The 17,270-nt window shown below is 35.7% G+C and carries 17 protein-coding genes and 2 tRNA genes; all 19 read right to left on the reverse strand.

Annotated features, from left to right (window positions below; all coding sequences use genetic code 11):
* Positions 1-236: 236 nt before the first annotated feature.
* Positions 237-308, reverse strand: a tRNA-Glu gene (locus COO03_RS13915).
* A gap of 13 nt (positions 309-321) precedes the next feature.
* A tRNA-Met gene (locus COO03_RS13920) sits at positions 322-395 on the reverse strand.
* A 171-nt stretch (positions 396-566) separates the two neighbouring features.
* On the reverse strand, positions 567-1,052 hold the full coding sequence (locus COO03_RS13925) for a S1 domain-containing RNA-binding protein (protein ID WP_097897739.1): 486 nt from the start codon (positions 1,050-1,052) through the stop codon (positions 567-569).
* A gap of 87 nt (positions 1,053-1,139) precedes the next feature.
* Positions 1,140-1,499 (reverse strand): cell division protein DivIC, encoded by a 360-nt coding sequence (gene divIC / locus COO03_RS13930; RefSeq protein WP_097897740.1) that lies wholly within the window; start codon positions 1,497-1,499, stop codon positions 1,140-1,142.
* Positions 1,496-2,149, reverse strand: coding sequence for a spore cortex biosynthesis protein YabQ (yabQ, locus tag COO03_RS13935; RefSeq protein WP_097897741.1), 654 nt, complete (start codon positions 2,147-2,149; stop codon positions 1,496-1,498). Before yabQ ends, divIC begins: the two co-directional genes overlap by 4 nt.
* The gene (gene yabP, locus COO03_RS13940; RefSeq protein ID WP_373605252.1) at positions 2,146-2,433 is read right to left on the reverse strand and encodes a sporulation protein YabP; all 288 of its coding nucleotides are present in this window, start codon (positions 2,431-2,433) and stop codon (positions 2,146-2,148) included. Before yabP ends, yabQ begins: the two co-directional genes overlap by 4 nt.
* A gap of 79 nt (positions 2,434-2,512) precedes the next feature.
* Complete coding sequence (locus COO03_RS13945) at positions 2,513-2,788, reverse strand: RNA-binding S4 domain-containing protein (protein ID WP_097897743.1); 276 nt, start codon at positions 2,786-2,788, stop codon at positions 2,513-2,515.
* Positions 2,789-2,800: 12 nt separating this feature from the next.
* A complete protein-coding gene (gene mazG, locus COO03_RS13950; RefSeq protein ID WP_097897744.1) occupies positions 2,801-4,264 on the reverse strand; it encodes a nucleoside triphosphate pyrophosphohydrolase in 1,464 nt (487 codons plus the stop codon).
* Positions 4,265-4,276: 12 nt separating this feature from the next.
* Entirely contained in the window at positions 4,277-5,875 is a 1,599-nt protein-coding gene (locus COO03_RS13955) for a putative polysaccharide biosynthesis protein (RefSeq protein WP_097897745.1), read from the reverse strand.
* A gap of 290 nt (positions 5,876-6,165) precedes the next feature.
* Positions 6,166-6,702: a stage V sporulation protein T gene (gene spoVT / locus COO03_RS13960; RefSeq protein ID WP_097897746.1), complete on the reverse strand. Its 537-nt coding sequence runs from the start codon at positions 6,700-6,702 to the stop codon at positions 6,166-6,168.
* A 135-nt stretch (positions 6,703-6,837) separates the two neighbouring features.
* On the reverse strand, positions 6,838-10,368 hold the full coding sequence (gene mfd, locus COO03_RS13965; protein ID WP_097897747.1) for a transcription-repair coupling factor: 3,531 nt from the start codon (positions 10,366-10,368) through the stop codon (positions 6,838-6,840).
* A gap of 107 nt (positions 10,369-10,475) precedes the next feature.
* On the reverse strand, positions 10,476-10,700 hold the full coding sequence (locus COO03_RS13970; RefSeq protein WP_097897748.1) for an anti-sigma-F factor Fin family protein: 225 nt from the start codon (positions 10,698-10,700) through the stop codon (positions 10,476-10,478).
* A 70-nt stretch (positions 10,701-10,770) separates the two neighbouring features.
* On the reverse strand, positions 10,771-11,331 hold the full coding sequence (pth, locus tag COO03_RS13975) for an aminoacyl-tRNA hydrolase (protein WP_097897749.1): 561 nt from the start codon (positions 11,329-11,331) through the stop codon (positions 10,771-10,773).
* 72 nt (positions 11,332-11,403) lie between these two features.
* Entirely contained in the window at positions 11,404-12,357 is a 954-nt protein-coding gene (locus tag COO03_RS13980) for a ribose-phosphate diphosphokinase (RefSeq protein WP_017154389.1), read from the reverse strand.
* 18 nt (positions 12,358-12,375) lie between these two features.
* The gene (glmU, locus tag COO03_RS13985) at positions 12,376-13,755 is read right to left on the reverse strand and encodes a bifunctional UDP-N-acetylglucosamine diphosphorylase/glucosamine-1-phosphate N-acetyltransferase GlmU (protein WP_097897750.1); all 1,380 of its coding nucleotides are present in this window, start codon (positions 13,753-13,755) and stop codon (positions 12,376-12,378) included.
* A gap of 636 nt (positions 13,756-14,391) precedes the next feature.
* A complete protein-coding gene (gene spoVG / locus COO03_RS13990) occupies positions 14,392-14,685 on the reverse strand; it encodes a septation regulator SpoVG (protein WP_000454042.1) in 294 nt (97 codons plus the stop codon).
* A gap of 153 nt (positions 14,686-14,838) precedes the next feature.
* Positions 14,839-15,213: a RidA family protein gene (locus tag COO03_RS13995; RefSeq protein WP_097897751.1), complete on the reverse strand. Its 375-nt coding sequence runs from the start codon at positions 15,211-15,213 to the stop codon at positions 14,839-14,841.
* A gap of 186 nt (positions 15,214-15,399) precedes the next feature.
* Entirely contained in the window at positions 15,400-16,248 is an 849-nt protein-coding gene (purR, locus tag COO03_RS14000; protein ID WP_097897752.1) for a pur operon repressor, read from the reverse strand.
* A gap of 54 nt (positions 16,249-16,302) precedes the next feature.
* Positions 16,303-17,172: a 4-(cytidine 5'-diphospho)-2-C-methyl-D-erythritol kinase gene (gene ispE, locus COO03_RS14005; protein WP_141523164.1), complete on the reverse strand. Its 870-nt coding sequence runs from the start codon at positions 17,170-17,172 to the stop codon at positions 16,303-16,305.
* Between the last annotated feature and the right edge of the window lie 98 nt (positions 17,173-17,270).

Consider the following 17,270-nt stretch of genomic DNA (forward strand, 5'->3'; position numbering starts at 1 on the left):
ATTACTGTCATTATAAAAGATAATTATTGGGATTTTTGTCAAAACAACAGGCATCGCCCTTAGAATCGTTCGACTTTTTATTCAAAATAAACCTATATATATACAAGTTATCAAGAAAACGCAAGTTATGCAGATGGAATATTCAGAAAACGCAGGATGTTTTTGTAGAAATATTGTATGTATTTATAATTACTTAATAAAAAAAGATCATGCATGTATGCATGATCTTTTTTAGATGACCCGTACGGGATTCGAACCCGTGTTACCGCCGTGAAAGGGCGGTGTCTTAACCACTTGACCAACGGGCCATTAAATAAAATATAGCGGCGGAGGGGATCGAACCCCCGACCTCACGGGTATGAACCGTACGCTCTAGCCAGCTGAGCTACACCGCCATGTCGTCGTATTTAACGGACAATTAGTATCTTATATCAAATTCAATTTAAAGTCAACATATTTCAAAAAAGTTTTTTATTCTTTTTTAAAATATATTTATTCACATAAAAAAGCACCCTGAGTAGCTTACTCTGGGCACCTCTCTATATGTTAAGAATAAAACGTTCGTTTTATCCGCGACGAGCGCCACGGCCACCACGTTTAGATTCTGTATTACGCTTTAAAGAAGTCAAACGATCTTCACTATCTTTTAAAAAGCGTGCCATTTTTTGCTCAAACGTTTCTTTTTGATTGCCGCCGTTATCACGGCCACCACGGTTATCTTTGTTAAAAGAACGATTACGTTGTGGACGTCCAGAACGTTGTTGGTCACCACCACGTTGGTATTCACCGCGTGGACGATCTCCTTCTGTTCTTTCACGTTCTTTCGCTTTTTTAATAGATAAACCAATTTTGCCATCTTTTTCAACATTAATAACTTTTACTTCTACTTGGTCGCCTACTTTTAAGTGATCGTTAATATCTTTCACATAATTATCAGCAACTTCACTAATATGAACAAGACCCGTTAAGCCTTCTGGCAGCTCCACAAAAGCCCCAAAATTTGTAATACCTGTTACTTTACCCTGTAACTTGCTGCCTACCTCGATTGACATAAAAAAAATGCTCCTCCTTAGTGGTTAAAAAGTCAAATTTTACTTTATTATATATAATCCTAAAATATAGTGTCAATAAGACATACTCTACTTAGAAACAGGAAAAATTATCTCCCCTTTTCCGGAGAAGAAATAATCCCTTCTAGCAATCTTTAAAACGTACTCTTCATCATTTAACTTTTGAACATCATCTTTTAGCTTTTTTTCTTTCTCCGTTAATGAATCCAATTCTTTTTTCATGTCCTTAACTTTTGCTTCTCTTACTTTAATATCATTATTTTGTTGATAAAACGTCACAATAATACTCACAATAATTGTAAAAGCAAAGACAAGAAAAACTGCTAAACGGCGATAAAGTCGTTTCCTGTTTTCATTCGTTTGTATTATATGTTCTTTGACAGGATTTGGATTCTGTTCTTCGATTAATCTTTGTTTCAGTTCCCTCATTTCCGAGGTCCCCCTAACTTCTTTTTTATACGCTCCCAAAATTGGAAGATATGCTCCTTCAATTTCTTTGCACGTTGCAGGAACCCCGCATGTCTCTTTATAAAAAGTGTAACACGGTTAGGGAGAAGTTTCCATATGAGCAAAGCAATAAATCGAACAGGCCAGAAAAAAACTTTCCATACGAAAAGTAATATCCAAATCAAACATTTCCATAATACATGTCCAATTGAAAGCATGATACGAAATAAAAATAATATAAATGCAATAACAAGCTGCGCTATAATAATAACAGGTTTTATCATAAGTAGCTGTATAATTCGAATAAAAAATCGAATCGCTTGTACAAAAACATAGATGAGAACATTTAGCATTTTCATGTACAATGATTTCAATAAGCTTTGATATGCCGCAAAACCACATAGTAAAGCCACAAATACATATACACGTAACTCCGCCTCGTTAACAAGCAATAATACATAAAAGACAAATAATGCTTGGACAATCCAAAATAGTATATCATGTATAAATACAACCCAACGTTTACGCTGCGTACGCTTTAAGAAACGTTGGTATGTATCTAAGGCTGCTCCAATCCAAGCACCCATTCCAATCATCGAAAGCATTGTATACAATTGGACTGTTAAACTCATTTAAATAACTTACTAAAGAAGCCTTTAGCTTTCTCCCCTTGATTCTCATCAATATAAAGTATTTCATGAATTTTTCCTTTAATCGATACAATGCCCTTTTCCACATCTAAATTTTTCATCTGTAAGTTTTGTCCACGAATCGTTAAAAAACCCATTACGGTTTCTAATAAGAATTCTTCACTATCAAAACTTTCTACTTGTTTTACACCCGTAATATCAATTACACGTCTGCCACGCATAATAATATCATGCTCTACAGAAACATTTTGCTGATTAGAAGACATAGCTGAGTAGCCATTATTCACGCAAATCCCCCCATAGCTTTATACTAGCTAATAGTAATGTATGAGGGGATGAAAAGATTTAGAACAAGCCTTCTTCAGCTTTTACCTTTTCCTCGCGGACGACAGTATACATATTAGCTGCTTCTTCTTTTTTTGTTGTTTCTTTTAATTCATTTACTTTAACAGTTACTACCTTCTGCCCAAAACGAATTGTTAATTCATCTTCCACTTTTACAACAGAACTTGCCTTTGCAGCTTGTCCATTAATTGAAATTCTCCCTTGATCAGCTACTTCTTTTGCCAATGTTCTTCGTTTAATTAAACGTGATACTTTCAAAAACTTATCTAAACGCATTTTATTTCCCCCTTATCGTTTCTCTGTCCGTTTTGCTTCCTCCCACAGAACGTCCATTTGTTCTAATGTTAATTCCTGCATTTCTTTATTCATTTCAGCTACTTTTGCTTCCATGTATAAAAAGCGACCCATAAATTTTTCATTTGTCATATGAAGCGCTTCCTCAGGATCCAATTTATAGTAGCGAGCTATATTCACAAAGGCAAATAATAAATCACCAAACTCGCCTAGCATTTTTTCTTTATCCATTTTCGCAACTTCTTGCTGGAATTCCTTCCACTCTTCTAATACTTTATCCATCATTGGTTGTACATCAACCCAATCAAAGCCAACTTTCCCAGCCTTTTTCTGAATTTCATGAGCACGCATTAATTGCGGTAAGCTTTTTGGAACTCCTGCTAGAACAGATTCTCTTGCATTCCCTTTTTCTTGCTTTTTAATCTCTTCCCAATTTGAAATAACTTCTTCTGCATTATCTACATCTATATCTCCAAATACATGTGGATGGCGGCGCACCATTTTTTCAGATAATGTTCGAATAATATCATCAATAGAGAACCATCCTTCATCCTCTCCAATTTGAGCATGGAGCATAACTTGTAATAATACATCACCGAGTTCTTCAATTAGATGATCATCATCTTCTTCATCAATTGCCTCTAGTACTTCATACGCTTCCTCAATTAAATATTTCTTTAAAGACTGGTGTGTTTGCTTTTTATCCCACGGGCAACCATTTGGTCCACGAAGCTCAGCGATAATTTCCCGAAGCACATCAAATTGCTGATATAAGGATGCACGTTCTACAACTGGCGGCACATACACACTCGTTAAGTTATTCAGTTCTGTTTCGTGATCCAACATATATAGTGGTACCTTTTTTACCTGTTCAAAAGATGTCCCCGCTGCTGTTACAATATACACCTCGTACTCGTCAGGTAACATTTCCATCAATGTTAATTTCACATCGGATGCAACGAACGCATCATATACTTGGCAAAAAATTAGATGTTGCCGTAATTCTAATTGCCCTCGTTCAAATGATGTAGCATCAATCAATTGAAATCCTTCGATTGGATCTATTTTCAAACTAGCAAACATTGGATCCAAGAAGCTTTGTCCACCTTCAATTCGAACTTCAACCTGTGCATCTTTTCCTTTTTGTAAAAGCAACTGAACAGTCCTTTCCGCAACAAGCGGATGACCTGGTACAGCATAAATGATGTCTGCATCTTGTGCTTTTTCTAGTAATGTATTTGCAATTGTTTCATATACAATCTCAAATGTATCATGCGCTTCATATACAGCATCAAAAGCAGTATATTTAATTCCTTCTTTTTCTAATTCTTCTATAACCGGATGTTCCTTTGTTCGTACATACATGTGAGTTGCTTCTTTTATTTTCCGGTATACACCCATTGTTAACTGATCTAACTCACCAGCACCTAATCCTAAAACAGTAATTACTCCACTCACAATCCTTCACCCCTATCCGCTCTTTTTTAAAGAGTCCTTTACTTTGTCTCGCTTCATAAAAGTTCCTAATTCTTCTTTTGTAAAAACATGCATTTTCAAAATCAAGAATACATATATTAAACCGCCAATCACTACACCTAATAGTGCCTCAACTGTCGCCATTCCTCTGTATCCTTCCTCAACTAATCCAACGCCTTCAGACATACGCATAAATATCATTAATATAAAAGTCATACCTAATCCACTGGCCATTACACCAAATATATTTTGTTTATAAATGATTGGTTCTCCTACAACTCGAATAAGTAGTGCACTATTTAAAAAAGCAATGCCCATAAGTGCGATTAAAGTTGCAATCGCTGCCCCTGTTACACCAAAATGTGGCATTAGCATATGATTTAGCAGCAATTTTAAGCAACCTCCAAATATAACAAACAGGGCTGGCTTCAATGCTTGTCCCAATCCTTGTAAAATAGAAGCCGTTGTAATAGATAATGAACTAAATAAAATGGAGATAGCTAATATAGCTAGCACACTTGATCCATCACTATTTTCAAACAACATAATATTTGTTGGCTTAATAATACAAGCTAATCCAAGTGCTGCTGCAGATCCAATTACAACTGTAATTTTCAACGCTAACTGCACCTTATCTCGAATAAACGAATGATCTCCTCTTTCTTTCGCTGCCGTAATAATAGGAATAAGCGAAAGTGAAAATGAAGTCGTTATAACTGTACCGAGTTGCATTAAAGGGATACTTCTATCATAAATACCTTTTAATACCTTTGCGGTTTCTGACTGTTCTCCCGCCTGAATAAGCAAAGTATAAAACGAAACTGAATCTGCCATTTGGATAAAAATTAATACTAAATTACTAACACAAATGGCTATCCCTTGCCAAAAAAGAACTCGAATTAGCTTTTTCTTATTTCTTATCCTTTTCCATCCTTGCAAGAAGATCGAACGAAAATCATGACGCATATACCATAAAAGCACAACGATACCAATAAACCCACCTGCAATCGATCCTAACATTGCTCCTGCACCAACCGTATATAAATCAAACTCGTGAGCTATAAGGAACATTGACAAAAATACAATGATTGAAACACGAATTGTTTGTTCGATCACCTGTGAAATAGCTGTTGGCATCATATTATTAAATCCTTGAAAATATCCTCTTGCTACAGATAAAAAAGGCATTAATAAAAATGAAAATGAAATAACCCGTAGCAACTTATCTAAATGCCCATCGCCCATGGCCGATGCAATCGTATGAGCACCAAAAAACAATATAAAAAAGCCTATACAACCGATACCTAATAAAAACCAAAAGGAAACACAAACAATCTCTTCCGCTTCTTTTGGCTTACCCTGCTCCAAACGTTCTGCCACCATTTTAGAAATAATAATCGGAAAGCCATAGGTAGCTAGAATTAAGCAAAATCCATAAAAGGGATAAATTTGTTGGTAAATATAAAACCCAACATCTCCTGCTATATTTTGATATGGAATACGGTAAAAAGCGCTTAATACCTTCGTAACAAAACTTGCAATTGTTAATATGATAGCCCCACGCCAAAAGGCCTGATATTTCTTCGCTTCCATACAAAAAAACTCCTTTTTCTATTCTCACCCCTCGTATTATATCACAAAGAAAAAAGCAGGATTCCATTTCACTGTATCCTGTTTTTTGCAGGCAGTATCCCTATCCATAAAAGCCTGATTTGTGGGGACTAACAATCAGTATGAATAAATCATTTCTTTGTTCAATGAAAAAAGGTAGCAAAGTGCTACCTTTTCACAAACATTAGTCCTATCTACAAATAAGAATCCCATTTTCTCATAAAAAAATATCATAACTAAGAAAGATTGCTACTTATAAAAACTCTATTCCTCTACTGCTCCATTTGCTTCGCTAAAAAGCTTGCTGCAGTATTTACCGCTTTATGTTCTACCTCGCTTATAATTGCATCTTTCGAAAAGATGATAACAGCTCCAATGGGGTCCCCATTTGCGACAATAGGACCGACCGTATAAGAGTTGACCTTTTCTGTTACTCCATCAATAATTGAAATTTCGCTTTCGTCTGTCATAATAACGGACTTCCGCTCTTCCATTGTCTTTTCAACTAAATCACCAACACTTTTATTTAAGTATTCTTTTTTAGATACTCCCGATACAGCGATAATGGAATCACGATCGCATACGAGTACATTATGCCCTAAGCTATCGTATAAAGCATCAGCATATTCTTTTGCGAAGTCACCTAATTCGCTAATTGGAGAATATTTTTTCAAAATCACTTCTCCATCGCGATCAACAAAAATTTCTAGTGGATCTCCTTCTCGAATACGTAAAGTTCTACGGATTTCTTTCGGAATTACCACCCTACCTAAATCATCAATTCGACGTACGATTCCAGTTGCTTTCATTCTAATGCTGCCTCACTTTCTACTGATGATGAAAGTGGTGAATTTACCTGTTCATGTAAAAATCACCAACTGTTAAACATAGTATTTTACACATTAGTTCTTCTATGCACGCCGAATTGGATTTTTTATTTTGTTTTAAGCATTTATTACTTCTTTTTTTACGTCTGGCAGGCCTTTTAATAAATTTTCAGCAATCGTTAACCATTTTGATGTCTCTAATCCATTCGTTTTCATAACAATTTTCAAACGAGAACCTTCCATACCAAGACCAATCATGCGACCAAAGCTATTCCCGAGCATAAATAGTTTTCCGCCATCAATATTTTGGCTTGCTTGTTCTGAGAATAAGAATGTAACTTCAAATTTCGTTTGTTTAATTAACTCAATTTGTTCTTTCGTTGCCAGCACCTTAATATTCGCAATTTGCAATAGATATCCAACCTCTTGTGGATAATCACCAAATCGATCGATTATCTCTTCTTGCAACTCTTCAATGTCCTCAATTGTAGAAACACCTCTAAATTGTTTGTACATCATAATTTTTTGTTTACTATCTGAAATATAAGCATCTGGCAAGTATGCATCCACTTCTAAATCAATTTCAACATCAATCGTATTCTCAATTCCTTGCGTTCCCTTACGTTGTTCAATTGCATCTTTTAACATTTGTGAATATAAATCAAATCCGACGGAATCAATAAATCCATGTTGCTCAGCTCCTAACAAGTTACCAGCACCACGAATGGATAAATCTCGCATCGCAATTTTAAATCCTGATCCAAGTTCTGTAAATTCCTTAATTGCTTGTAAACGTTTCTCAGCAACTTCTGATAACACCTTATCACGCTTATATGCAAAATATGCATAAGCAACGCGATTTGAACGTCCCACGCGCCCACGAAGCTGATACAATTGCGATAATCCCATACGATCCGCATCAAATACAATTAATGTATTTACATTTGGAATATCAACACCTGTTTCGATAATCGTTGTACTCACAAGAACATCATGCTGTCCCTCTAAAAACGATAGCATAACAGATTCTAGCTCACTCTCGTTCATTTTTCCATGCGCATACGTCACACGTGCATCTGGAACTAACATGGAGATTTCGTCTGCTTTTCTTTCAATGTCTTCCACACGATTATATAAGAAGTAAACTTGACCACCTCTTGCAAGTTCTCTTTCTATCGCTTCTCGAATTAATCCTGGATTATACTCAACTACATATGTTTGGACTGGGAAACGATTTTCTGGTGGTGTCTCAATAACAGATAAATCTCGTACACCAAGCATAGACATATGAAGCGTACGCGGAATCGGTGTTGCAGTTAATGTTAATACATCCACATTCGCTTTCAATTGTTTAATCTTTTCTTTATGCGTAACACCAAATCGTTGTTCCTCATCAATAATAAGTAGACCTAGATCTTTATACGTTACATCTTTAGATAAAATACGGTGCGTTCCAATAACAATATCAACTGTTCCATCTTTCAAACCTTTAATCGTTTCATTTTGTTGTTTTCTAGTACGGAACCTGCTTAACAATCCAATATTAATTGGATAGTCTTGAAAACGCTCTCGAATTGTTTCATAGTGTTGTTGCGCAAGAATTGTTGTCGGTACTAAAATCGCAACTTGCTTTTCATCCATAATCGCTTTAAATGCTGCACGAATAGCCACTTCCGTTTTTCCATATCCAACATCACCACAAAGAAGCCGATCCATTGGGCGTCCACGTTCCATATCTTTCTTAATTTCTTCAATAGAACGCAATTGATCCTCTGTTTCTTGATATGGGAAAGATGATTCGAACTCCTGTTGCTCTGCAGTATCCGGTGTATATGCATATCCTTTTGAAGCTTCACGTTCTGCATATAGTTTAATTAAATCATCCGCAATATCTTGTACAGATTTTTCTACTTTTGCTTTTACCTTTTTCCAATCATTACCACCGAGTTTATAAACTTTCGGATCTTTTCCTTCTGAACCTACATATTTTTGCACTTGGTCAATTTGTTCAATTGGAACATATAACTTATCGTTACCTTGATATTTAATGTTCAAGTAATCTTTATGGACACCATTAATTTCTAACGTTTCAATTCCTAGGAATTTACCGATACCATGATTTACATGAACAACGTAGTCTCCAACCTTTAATTCCGAATAACTTTTAATTCGCTCTGCATTCGATAGTTTTTGCTTACGCTGTGATTTTTTTACCTTTTTATGAAAAAGCTCTTTCTCTGTAATAACAACAAGTTTTTGCATTGGCATTTCAAATCCTGCATGCAAATCACCTACAGCAATTTGCAGGCGCCCAGGGAGTAATATATCTGTAGATTCTACAATATCTGCTTCAATATCATAATCACTTAAAATATGTTGTAATTTCTTTGCACGTTCTTCATCCGTTCCAAGTACAACCGTTGTAAAATGTCCCTCATTCCATCTATCAATTTCGGTTTTTAACAGCTGCATTTGTCCATGGAAATCCTGCATTGTTTTACACGTTACATTTACAATATTTTGCGGGTGTGTATGTGCAATGTGACGTAGAAACAATGTTAAATACACAAAACTTCTTTTTTTATGGTGTAGGAACTCTTCAAATGAGTGAGAGAACACTAAATCTTGAATAATTGCCCCTTCACTGAGAAGTGATGTATACCATTCTGCTTCTTCCGTTTCAAGATGTGATGCAGTCTCTTGAATACGAGAAATCTCATCTAAAATAACCACGCTGTTTTCAGGTAAATAATCTATTAGACTAGCGGGTTTTTTGTAGAAGATAGATAAATATTTAAACATTTGCTCGATGCTCTGACCATTTTTTAATATTTCTATCTCATGACTAACCGTTTCAAGTACCGCTGTCTTAATTTTGTCATCAGAGAGCTTTTGTATCGTCTTCCTTAAACCTTTTTCAAGACTCTCTATCCCTGAACTTAGTTCTTCTCCCGAAAATAGAAACTCTGTTGCAGGACCAAATTTAACGCTTTCCTTTTTATCTTGAGAGCGTTGTTCTTCTACATCAAATAATCGAATAGAATCTACCTCTGTATCAAAAAATTCAATACGAAACGGTAGTTCTTCAGTTAATGGATAAATATCCAATATCCCTCCGCGTAAACTAAACTCTCCTGGAGCCTCTACCATCGACTTACGCTCATAACCAATATGATGTAATGTATGGAGCAGTGCATCTAAATCAATCTCTTGCCCTAGACTGATTTCAATTTGCTTTTGCTTCCATAATTCTTTTATTGGTAAAAATCTACGTAGTCCAGCAACGGGGACAACAATGATACCATTCTCTCCCATGGCTAAACGATTTAATACTTCGATACGTTGCGCCTTAAGTTCAGGGCTGGCAACCCCAATCTCCGACGCAATTAATTCATTAACTGGATATAGCCACACATCTTTTTCACCAAGCAGTGATACTAAATCTTCATATACTTTTTGTGCTTGATATAAATTGTGTGTCACAATAAGCTGTGACTGCTTTGTTTTTTTATATAAAGCGGCCATTAATAAAGAACGAGAAGAGGTTGCCATCCCTGATACGAGTTGCTCCTTTAGCCCTTCTTCTAAACCATTTATAATGGATTGAATTTCTTTATTTTTATAAAATTGCTCTAATAACCCTATCATTTTCAAAACTCCTCTCAACATAAAGAGCAAGTTAATATTATTTTTATGCAAATATTTTGGAAAAAGAAAACAGAAAAATGCTTTGGGCATGCCAAAGCGACAACATTTTATTGCAGAAATTTTTCATATTCATAGTACTCAGGATAAGATGCGAGCGTTTCTTGGCACGATTCACAAATTGTTTTTATATATATATTTCCATTTTCATGAAAACGAATCATATCCAATTTTTCTTGCTCTGTTAGTTGAAACAAAACGTTGCTATATACTTTTTCTGCGGTAATGGAACCTACGTTACATCCACAATGCCTACAATAATAATGTCCTTCCATACTATCCTCCTAAGTATACAATTATTATTAGTATGGATAAAAACATTATAAAATATTCCAGTTTGTGAGATTAACTATTAAAAGTATTCATAATTTGAAGAAACGGTTTCTTTAACCACTCTTCACATGCATCCGCAGCGTTTTCAATGGAATGATTCACATCAGGCATTTCTTCTGCTGTAAAACGCCCTAATACATAATCCACTACCTTCATACCATTTTTCGGACGATCAATACCCATACGAATACGCTGAAATTCTTGCGTTCCTAAATGAGTAATTGTTGACTTTACACCATTATGTCCGCCTGCACTACCTTTCATACGAAGACGTAATTTACCTACAGGAATATCCAGGTCATCATACATGACAACAAAGTCTTCCACATCAATTTTATAATAATCCATGAGAGGACGAATACTTTCCCCAGATAAATTCATGTACGTAAGTGGCTTTAGTAAAATTACTTTCTCTCCATTAACAAATCCTGCTCCAAATAAACCTTTAAACTTTTGTTCATTTAAAGAAATATTCCATCGCTTTGCAAGTTCATCAATCGCCATAAATCCGATATTATGCCTTGTTAATTCATATTCTCTACCTGGGTTCCCAAGTCCTACTATTAATTTCATTCTTGTACCACTACTTTCTTTTTACGATACGAAAAGACGTAACCAAATTTGGTTACGTCTCATTCTATCCAATTAATTGAATAACACACTTACAGATTCTTCTTCATAAACGCGAATAATTGCTTCCCCGATTAATGGAGCAACAGAAAGCTCGTGTACTTTATCAATTTTCTTCTCTTCTGGTAATACGATAGAGTTCGTTACAACTAACTCTTTAATATTTGAATTTTGAATACGCTCAATTGCTGGACCAGATAGAACTGGGTGTGTACAGCAAGCATATACTTCAGAAGCACCGTTCTCAACAAGAGCATTTGCCGCTAATGTAATTGTACCAGCTGTATCAATGATGTCATCAATTAAAATTGCTGTCTTACCTTCGATATTACCGATAATATTCATTACCTCTGCTACGTTCGGACGCGGACGACGTTTATCAATAATAGCGATTGGTGCTTTTAGGCGGTCTGCCATCTTTCTTGCACGTGTTACACCACCATGGTCAGGAGATACGATTACGATATCTTTAAGGCCTTTTGTCTCAAAGTAATCAGAAAGAATCGGTACACCCATTAAGTGGTCGATTGGGATATCAAAGAACCCTTGAATTTGTGGAGCATGTAAATCTAGAGTGATTACACGAGTTGCACCTGCTGTTTCAAGCAAGTTTGCTACAAGCTTTGATGTAATTGGTTCACGAGAACGCGCTTTACGGTCTTGACGCGCATAACCATAATAAGGAATAACAATGTTAATTGTTTTTGCAGATGCACGTTTTAATGCATCAATCATAATAAGTAATTCCATGATATGTTCGTTTACTGGAAAGCTTGTAGATTGAATAATGAATACATCGCAACCACGAATACTTTCTTCAATGTTAATTTGAACTTCTCCATCACTAAAACGGTCAACAGAACATTTCCCTAACCCTACTCCAATATGCTTTGCAATTTGCTCAGCAAGTTCCTTATTAGAGTTTAAAGAGAATACTTTCAAATTAGAATTTAGATATTGAGTCGACATCTAGATTAACCCTCCACATTATGATTTTTTCTTATTCAGCAATTGATCAACATAGTCTTCTTTGTTAACTTGACGTGCACGTGCAATTGATAATGCTTTTGATGGAACATCCTCTGTAATTGTAGAGCCTGCCGCCACATAAGCACCATCTTCAACTGTTACAGGAGCAACAAGGTTTGAATTACAACCAATAAATACGCCATCTCCGATAACTGTTTTAAATTTATTCTTGCCATCGTAGTTCACCGTAATTGAACCACACCCAAGATTCACTTCTTCTCCAATTTGTGCATCGCCAATATAACTTAAGTGTGAAGCTTTACTTCTATTACCAAAAACAGTCTTTTTAATTTCTACGAAGTTTCCAACGCGTACTTCATCACCAATGACTGAATCTGGGCGAATGTGTGCAAATGGACCAATCGAAACTTCTGTACCAACCTTGCTGTCGTGTACAGTAGATTGACGAATTGTTGTCTGGTCTCCAATTTCACTATCGCGTATTACTGTATGCGGGCCAATTTCACAATCAGAACCAATTACAGTTTTCCCCTCAATAATCGTTCCTGGATGAAGAACTGTATCACTGCCAATAATTGCATCCGCAGAAATGTATGTGTTACTTGGATCAATAATTGTAACACCATTCACCATATTCTTACGGTTGATACGATTTTTCATAATAATTTCCGCTTGCGATAGAGCGACTCTGTCGTTAACACCTAACGTTTCATCGAAATGCTCCGTTTGATAAGCTGATACAATATGCCCTTCGTTTTTCAAAATTTCAATTACATCTGGAAGGTAGTATTCACCTTGTACGTTGTCATTTGAAACTTTAGAAAGTGAGGCAAATAGTGCTTTATTATCAAAACAATACGTACCTGTATTAATTTCTTTAATAGTTAGCTCTACTTCATTTGCATCTTTATGCTCAACGATTTTTTCAACATGACCACTTTCATTACGAACAATACGGCCATATCCAGCAGGTTCTTCTATGTATGCCGTTAGCACTGTCGCCTTCGCCCCTGCTTCTTCATGATGCTTTAACAATGCTTCCATTGTTTCTGCAGTTATAAGTGGTGTATCACCACAAATAACTAAAGTTGTTCCTTCTTCATTCGCAAGTACATCAGCAGCTTGATCAACAGCGTGTGCTGTACCAAGTTGTTCTGCTTGTAATGCAAACTCACTTACGTTCCCTAGTTGTTCTTGTACTTTTTCAGCACCATGTCCAACTACCGTTACAAGTTTCTGCAATCCTAATTGAGATACTTGATCGACTACATGCTGCACCATTGGTTTTCCGCATACAGGATGAAGCACTTTGTATAGCTTTGACTTCATACGTGTGCCCTTACCTGCAGCTAGAATCACTGCAAATCTGTTTGACATATAGACCCTCCATCGCAACCTATTTATCCATTAAAGATATTATCCTAAATCTTTATATATTTCAAGAAACACAGCATAACTATTAAATTTTACCATACTTCTTATAAGATGTTTTACTCTTTAGTATCTTTTTTCAGAAATAAGCTATACTATTTTATATGATTTTAAATAAATTAGAAGTTTACATATAACGAGGACAATAGTGGAAGCTTTAATTAACGGAAATCTTCATCCAAAACAAGTACTGTATAAGTACAAATTGAAAGCCCAACATAAAACCTTTCTTTTTAGGTGGGAGAGTATCGATCATGCATAGAAGCGGTCAGATCCTTTTCCTGCCCCATGCCAAGTTAAAACAAAAAGAGAAAACGAGTGCAAGTCACATTTTATTCTTCATAGCAACAACTTATATGTTAGAAAAAATATTCATTTATAAAAATATAATGATATTAAATCAATTAAACTTTTGCAGGTAGATTATCCTCTGCCTAATTTCTTTTCTCACCATTTCACCTTAAGGCTATATATCAATACCACAGATAACTAAATAATAAAAAACAAACTCCTGTAAGTGTTTACAGGAGTTTGTTGCAAAATTATAGAGCTCTTTTTATTAGAGCCCTTTTTATTCGAATTTTACGAAGCTCCAGCTTCTTCAAACTCAACTTCTTCTAATTCGCCTAAACGGTGATACTCAGTTAAAACCGCATCTTGAATTTTAGAGCGTGTGTTAGAATTAATTGGATGTGCAATGTCACGAAATTCTCCATCTGGAGTACGTTTGCTTGGCATTGCTACAAATAATCCATTATTGCCATCAATTACACGAATATCATGAACAACAAATTCATGGTCTAGGGTAATAGAGGCAATTGCTCTCATACGGCCTTCTGTGTTTACGCGGCGTAATCTTACGTCAGTCACTTCCATCTTGTGTTCACCACCCTTTTCTAAATAAGCGATATATTTGTATAAATTCCACAAATTTTCTATTTTCCCTCTAATTTTTTAAAAATTTTTAAGATAAAATTTTTTTATTTTAATGGAATATGAGAATTAATTAGAGATATCGCTTACAAAAGTTTATTTTATAAGAGCGATTACTTCGATTTCGACAGAAACATCTTTCGGTAATCTTGCAACTTGCACACAAGAACGCGCTGGCTTATGTATGGAAAAATAAGAGCCGTACACTTCGTTTACAGCATTAAAATCATCCATGTCTTGCAAGAATACAGTTGTTTTTACAACTGTATCGAATGACGCTCCAGCTTCTTCTAATACAGCTTGTAAATTTTGAAACACTTGCTCTGTTTGTACTTTTACATCACCTGTTACAAGTTCTCCACCTGCTGTTAATGGAATTTGTCCTGAGCTATAGAACATATTATTTACAATAATTCCTTGTGAATATGGCCCAATTGCTTGTGGTGCCTGATTTGTTTGAACAACTTTCATACTTCTCACCCTTTTATTATTTTATTTTTACCATCAAAATGCCCATACAAACTTAGTTTCATCTATTCTAAAATAAATAGAATGCACTGTGCTAGTAGGCGGTAAAACTTTAACGATATAAGAAAAGACTTACCGCCTACTAGCACTTCATTTACAAAAAAAGATAAAGCCTTTTGCTTTACCTTTTTATTCACCTTCTATGAGCCCTTCATCAAATGGTGCAAGTGAATAATTCCCTCTTTCCACCTGAATGGTTTTGTTCTTTATATCTACTTCTGATAAACGAATTAACGAAACAAAGTTATTAATAAGTCTTTCTTCGATATCTGTAGATTCTACTAATACACCAATTCCAACTACATTCGCTTTAAACTCTTCTAGCATACTAATCATGCCTTGAATCGTTCCTCCAGCTTTCATGAAGTCATCAACAATTAAAACATTAGCTCCTTCTGGAAGACTACGCTTCGCTAAAGTCATTGTTTGAATACGCTTAGATGAACCTGATACATAGTTAATACTAACCGTTGGTCCTTCTGTTACCTTATTGTCTTTTCTTGCAATTACTACTGGCACATCTAAATAGTTGGCCACTGCGTAAGCAAGTGGGATCCCCTTTGTTGCTACCGTCATAACCGCGTCAATTGATTGTCTTGCAAAAACAGAGGCAAATAAACGCCCTGCACCATTAATATGACGAGGATTACTTAAAAGATCCGTCATATATAAGTATCCACCTGGTAAAATACGATCTGGATTTTCAAATAAGTTACACAGCTCGTTAATAATCAGATTCGCCTCTTCTTCACTTATATATGGAATATGTTTCACTCCTCCTGCTGCTCCTGGTATCGTTTGCAATGTGCCGACCCCTTGTTGTTCAAACGTTTGCTTAATAATAACTAAATCTTCACTAATAGAAGATTTAGCAGATTGATACCTTTCAGCAAAAAAAGTGAGAGACACTAGCTGACGAGGGTTTTGTAGCAAATAATAAGTCATATCGACTAACCTTGTACTTCGTCTAATTTTCACACTCTCACCTCAAATCACGAATATTCTAAACAAATAATAACTTATTATACGTCTTTATTCAAGCGTTTCTCGCTCTCCTAATAGACGTACTGCATATACTTGTTCGCAAAAACCTTTCAAACCATTATAAATACGATGCATGCGTGAATCATGATGTACAAGCCCAAACACAGTTGGACCACTGCCGCTCATTAAAACGGCATCTGCGCCAAAGCGCTTCATCTGTGCCTTAATACGAGCAACTTCAGGATGCATTGCAAACGTCACATCTTCTAATACATTTCCAACTGCATTACATATTCCTTTATAGTCACCTTGATTAATCACTTCAACCATTTTCTCTACGTTTGGATGTGTAACACGATTTAATTGTAAATTCCCATATACGTCAGCAGTAGATACACCAATATGTGGTTTCGCTAAAATTACCCAACAAGAAGGAGGTGTCTTGATATGCTCAATTTTTTCTCCTCTTCCTGTAGCAATTGCTGTTCCTCCGTACACACAAAAGGATACATCTGATCCAATTTCCGCACCAAGTTCTGCCAATTCATCTATTGTAAGACCTAAGTTCCACAGCTTATTAAGGCCACGTAATGTAGCAGCCGCATCACTGCTTCCCCCTGCCAATCCTGCTGCTACTGGAATTGTTTTTTCAATAGCAATAGATACACCTTGCTTCACCTTAAACTTCTCTTTTAATAATTTTGCTGCTTGATAAGCTAAATTACGTTGGTCGTCTGGGACATACCGATTATGGGATACAATTTCAATACGGTCTTCTAATAATTCTGTTAGCTCTAAACGATCCGCTAAATCAATTGTTGTCATAATCATTTTCACTTCATGATAGCCGTCTTGTCTTTTTCCCAGTACATCTAACGACAGATTAATCTTTGCTGGTGCTTTCACTAGTAGCTTCAATCTATTCACCCACTCTATGTACTCAATCTTTTATCGTTTATTTTACCATAAATTTATAGTAAGACGATGACACTTCCCTAATTATAACGAAAAGCATT

The organism is Bacillus sp. AFS098217 (assembly GCF_002551815.1).
GTDB lineage: Bacteria > Bacillota > Bacilli > Bacillales > Bacillaceae_G > Bacillus_A.

Coding starts and splice junctions, on each gene's coding strand:
- glmU (WP_097897750.1), bottom strand. CDS start 13,755: ATGTCAAACAGATTTGCAGTGATTCTAGCTGCAGGTAAGGGCACACGT.
- yabQ (WP_097897741.1), bottom strand. CDS start 2,149: ATGAGTTTAACAGTCCAATTGTATACAATGCTTTCGATGATTGGAATG.
- COO03_RS13945 (WP_097897743.1), bottom strand. CDS start 2,788: ATGCGTTTAGATAAGTTTTTGAAAGTATCACGTTTAATTAAACGAAGA.
- mfd (WP_097897747.1), bottom strand. CDS start 10,368: ATGATAGGGTTATTAGAGCAATTTTATAAAAATAAAGAAATTCAATCC.
- COO03_RS13970 (WP_097897748.1), bottom strand. CDS start 10,700: ATGGAAGGACATTATTATTGTAGGCATTGTGGATGTAACGTAGGTTCC.
- COO03_RS13995 (WP_097897751.1), bottom strand. CDS start 15,213: ATGAAAGTTGTTCAAACAAATCAGGCACCACAAGCAATTGGGCCATAT.
- COO03_RS13955 (WP_097897745.1), bottom strand. CDS start 5,875: ATGGAAGCGAAGAAATATCAGGCCTTTTGGCGTGGGGCTATCATATTA.
- spoVT (WP_097897746.1), bottom strand. CDS start 6,702: ATGAAAGCAACTGGAATCGTACGTCGAATTGATGATTTAGGTAGGGTG.
- spoVG (WP_000454042.1), bottom strand. CDS start 14,685: ATGGAAGTGACTGACGTAAGATTACGCCGCGTAAACACAGAAGGCCGT.
- COO03_RS13980 (WP_017154389.1), bottom strand. CDS start 12,357: ATGTCGACTCAATATCTAAATTCTAATTTGAAAGTATTCTCTTTAAAC.
- COO03_RS13925 (WP_097897739.1), bottom strand. CDS start 1,052: ATGTCAATCGAGGTAGGCAGCAAGTTACAGGGTAAAGTAACAGGTATT.
- yabP (WP_373605252.1), bottom strand. CDS start 2,433: ATGTCTTCTAATCAGCAAAATGTTTCTGTAGAGCATGATATTATTATG.
- pth (WP_097897749.1), bottom strand. CDS start 11,331: ATGAAATTAATAGTAGGACTTGGGAACCCAGGTAGAGAATATGAATTA.
- divIC (WP_097897740.1), bottom strand. CDS start 1,499: ATGAGGGAACTGAAACAAAGATTAATCGAAGAACAGAATCCAAATCCT.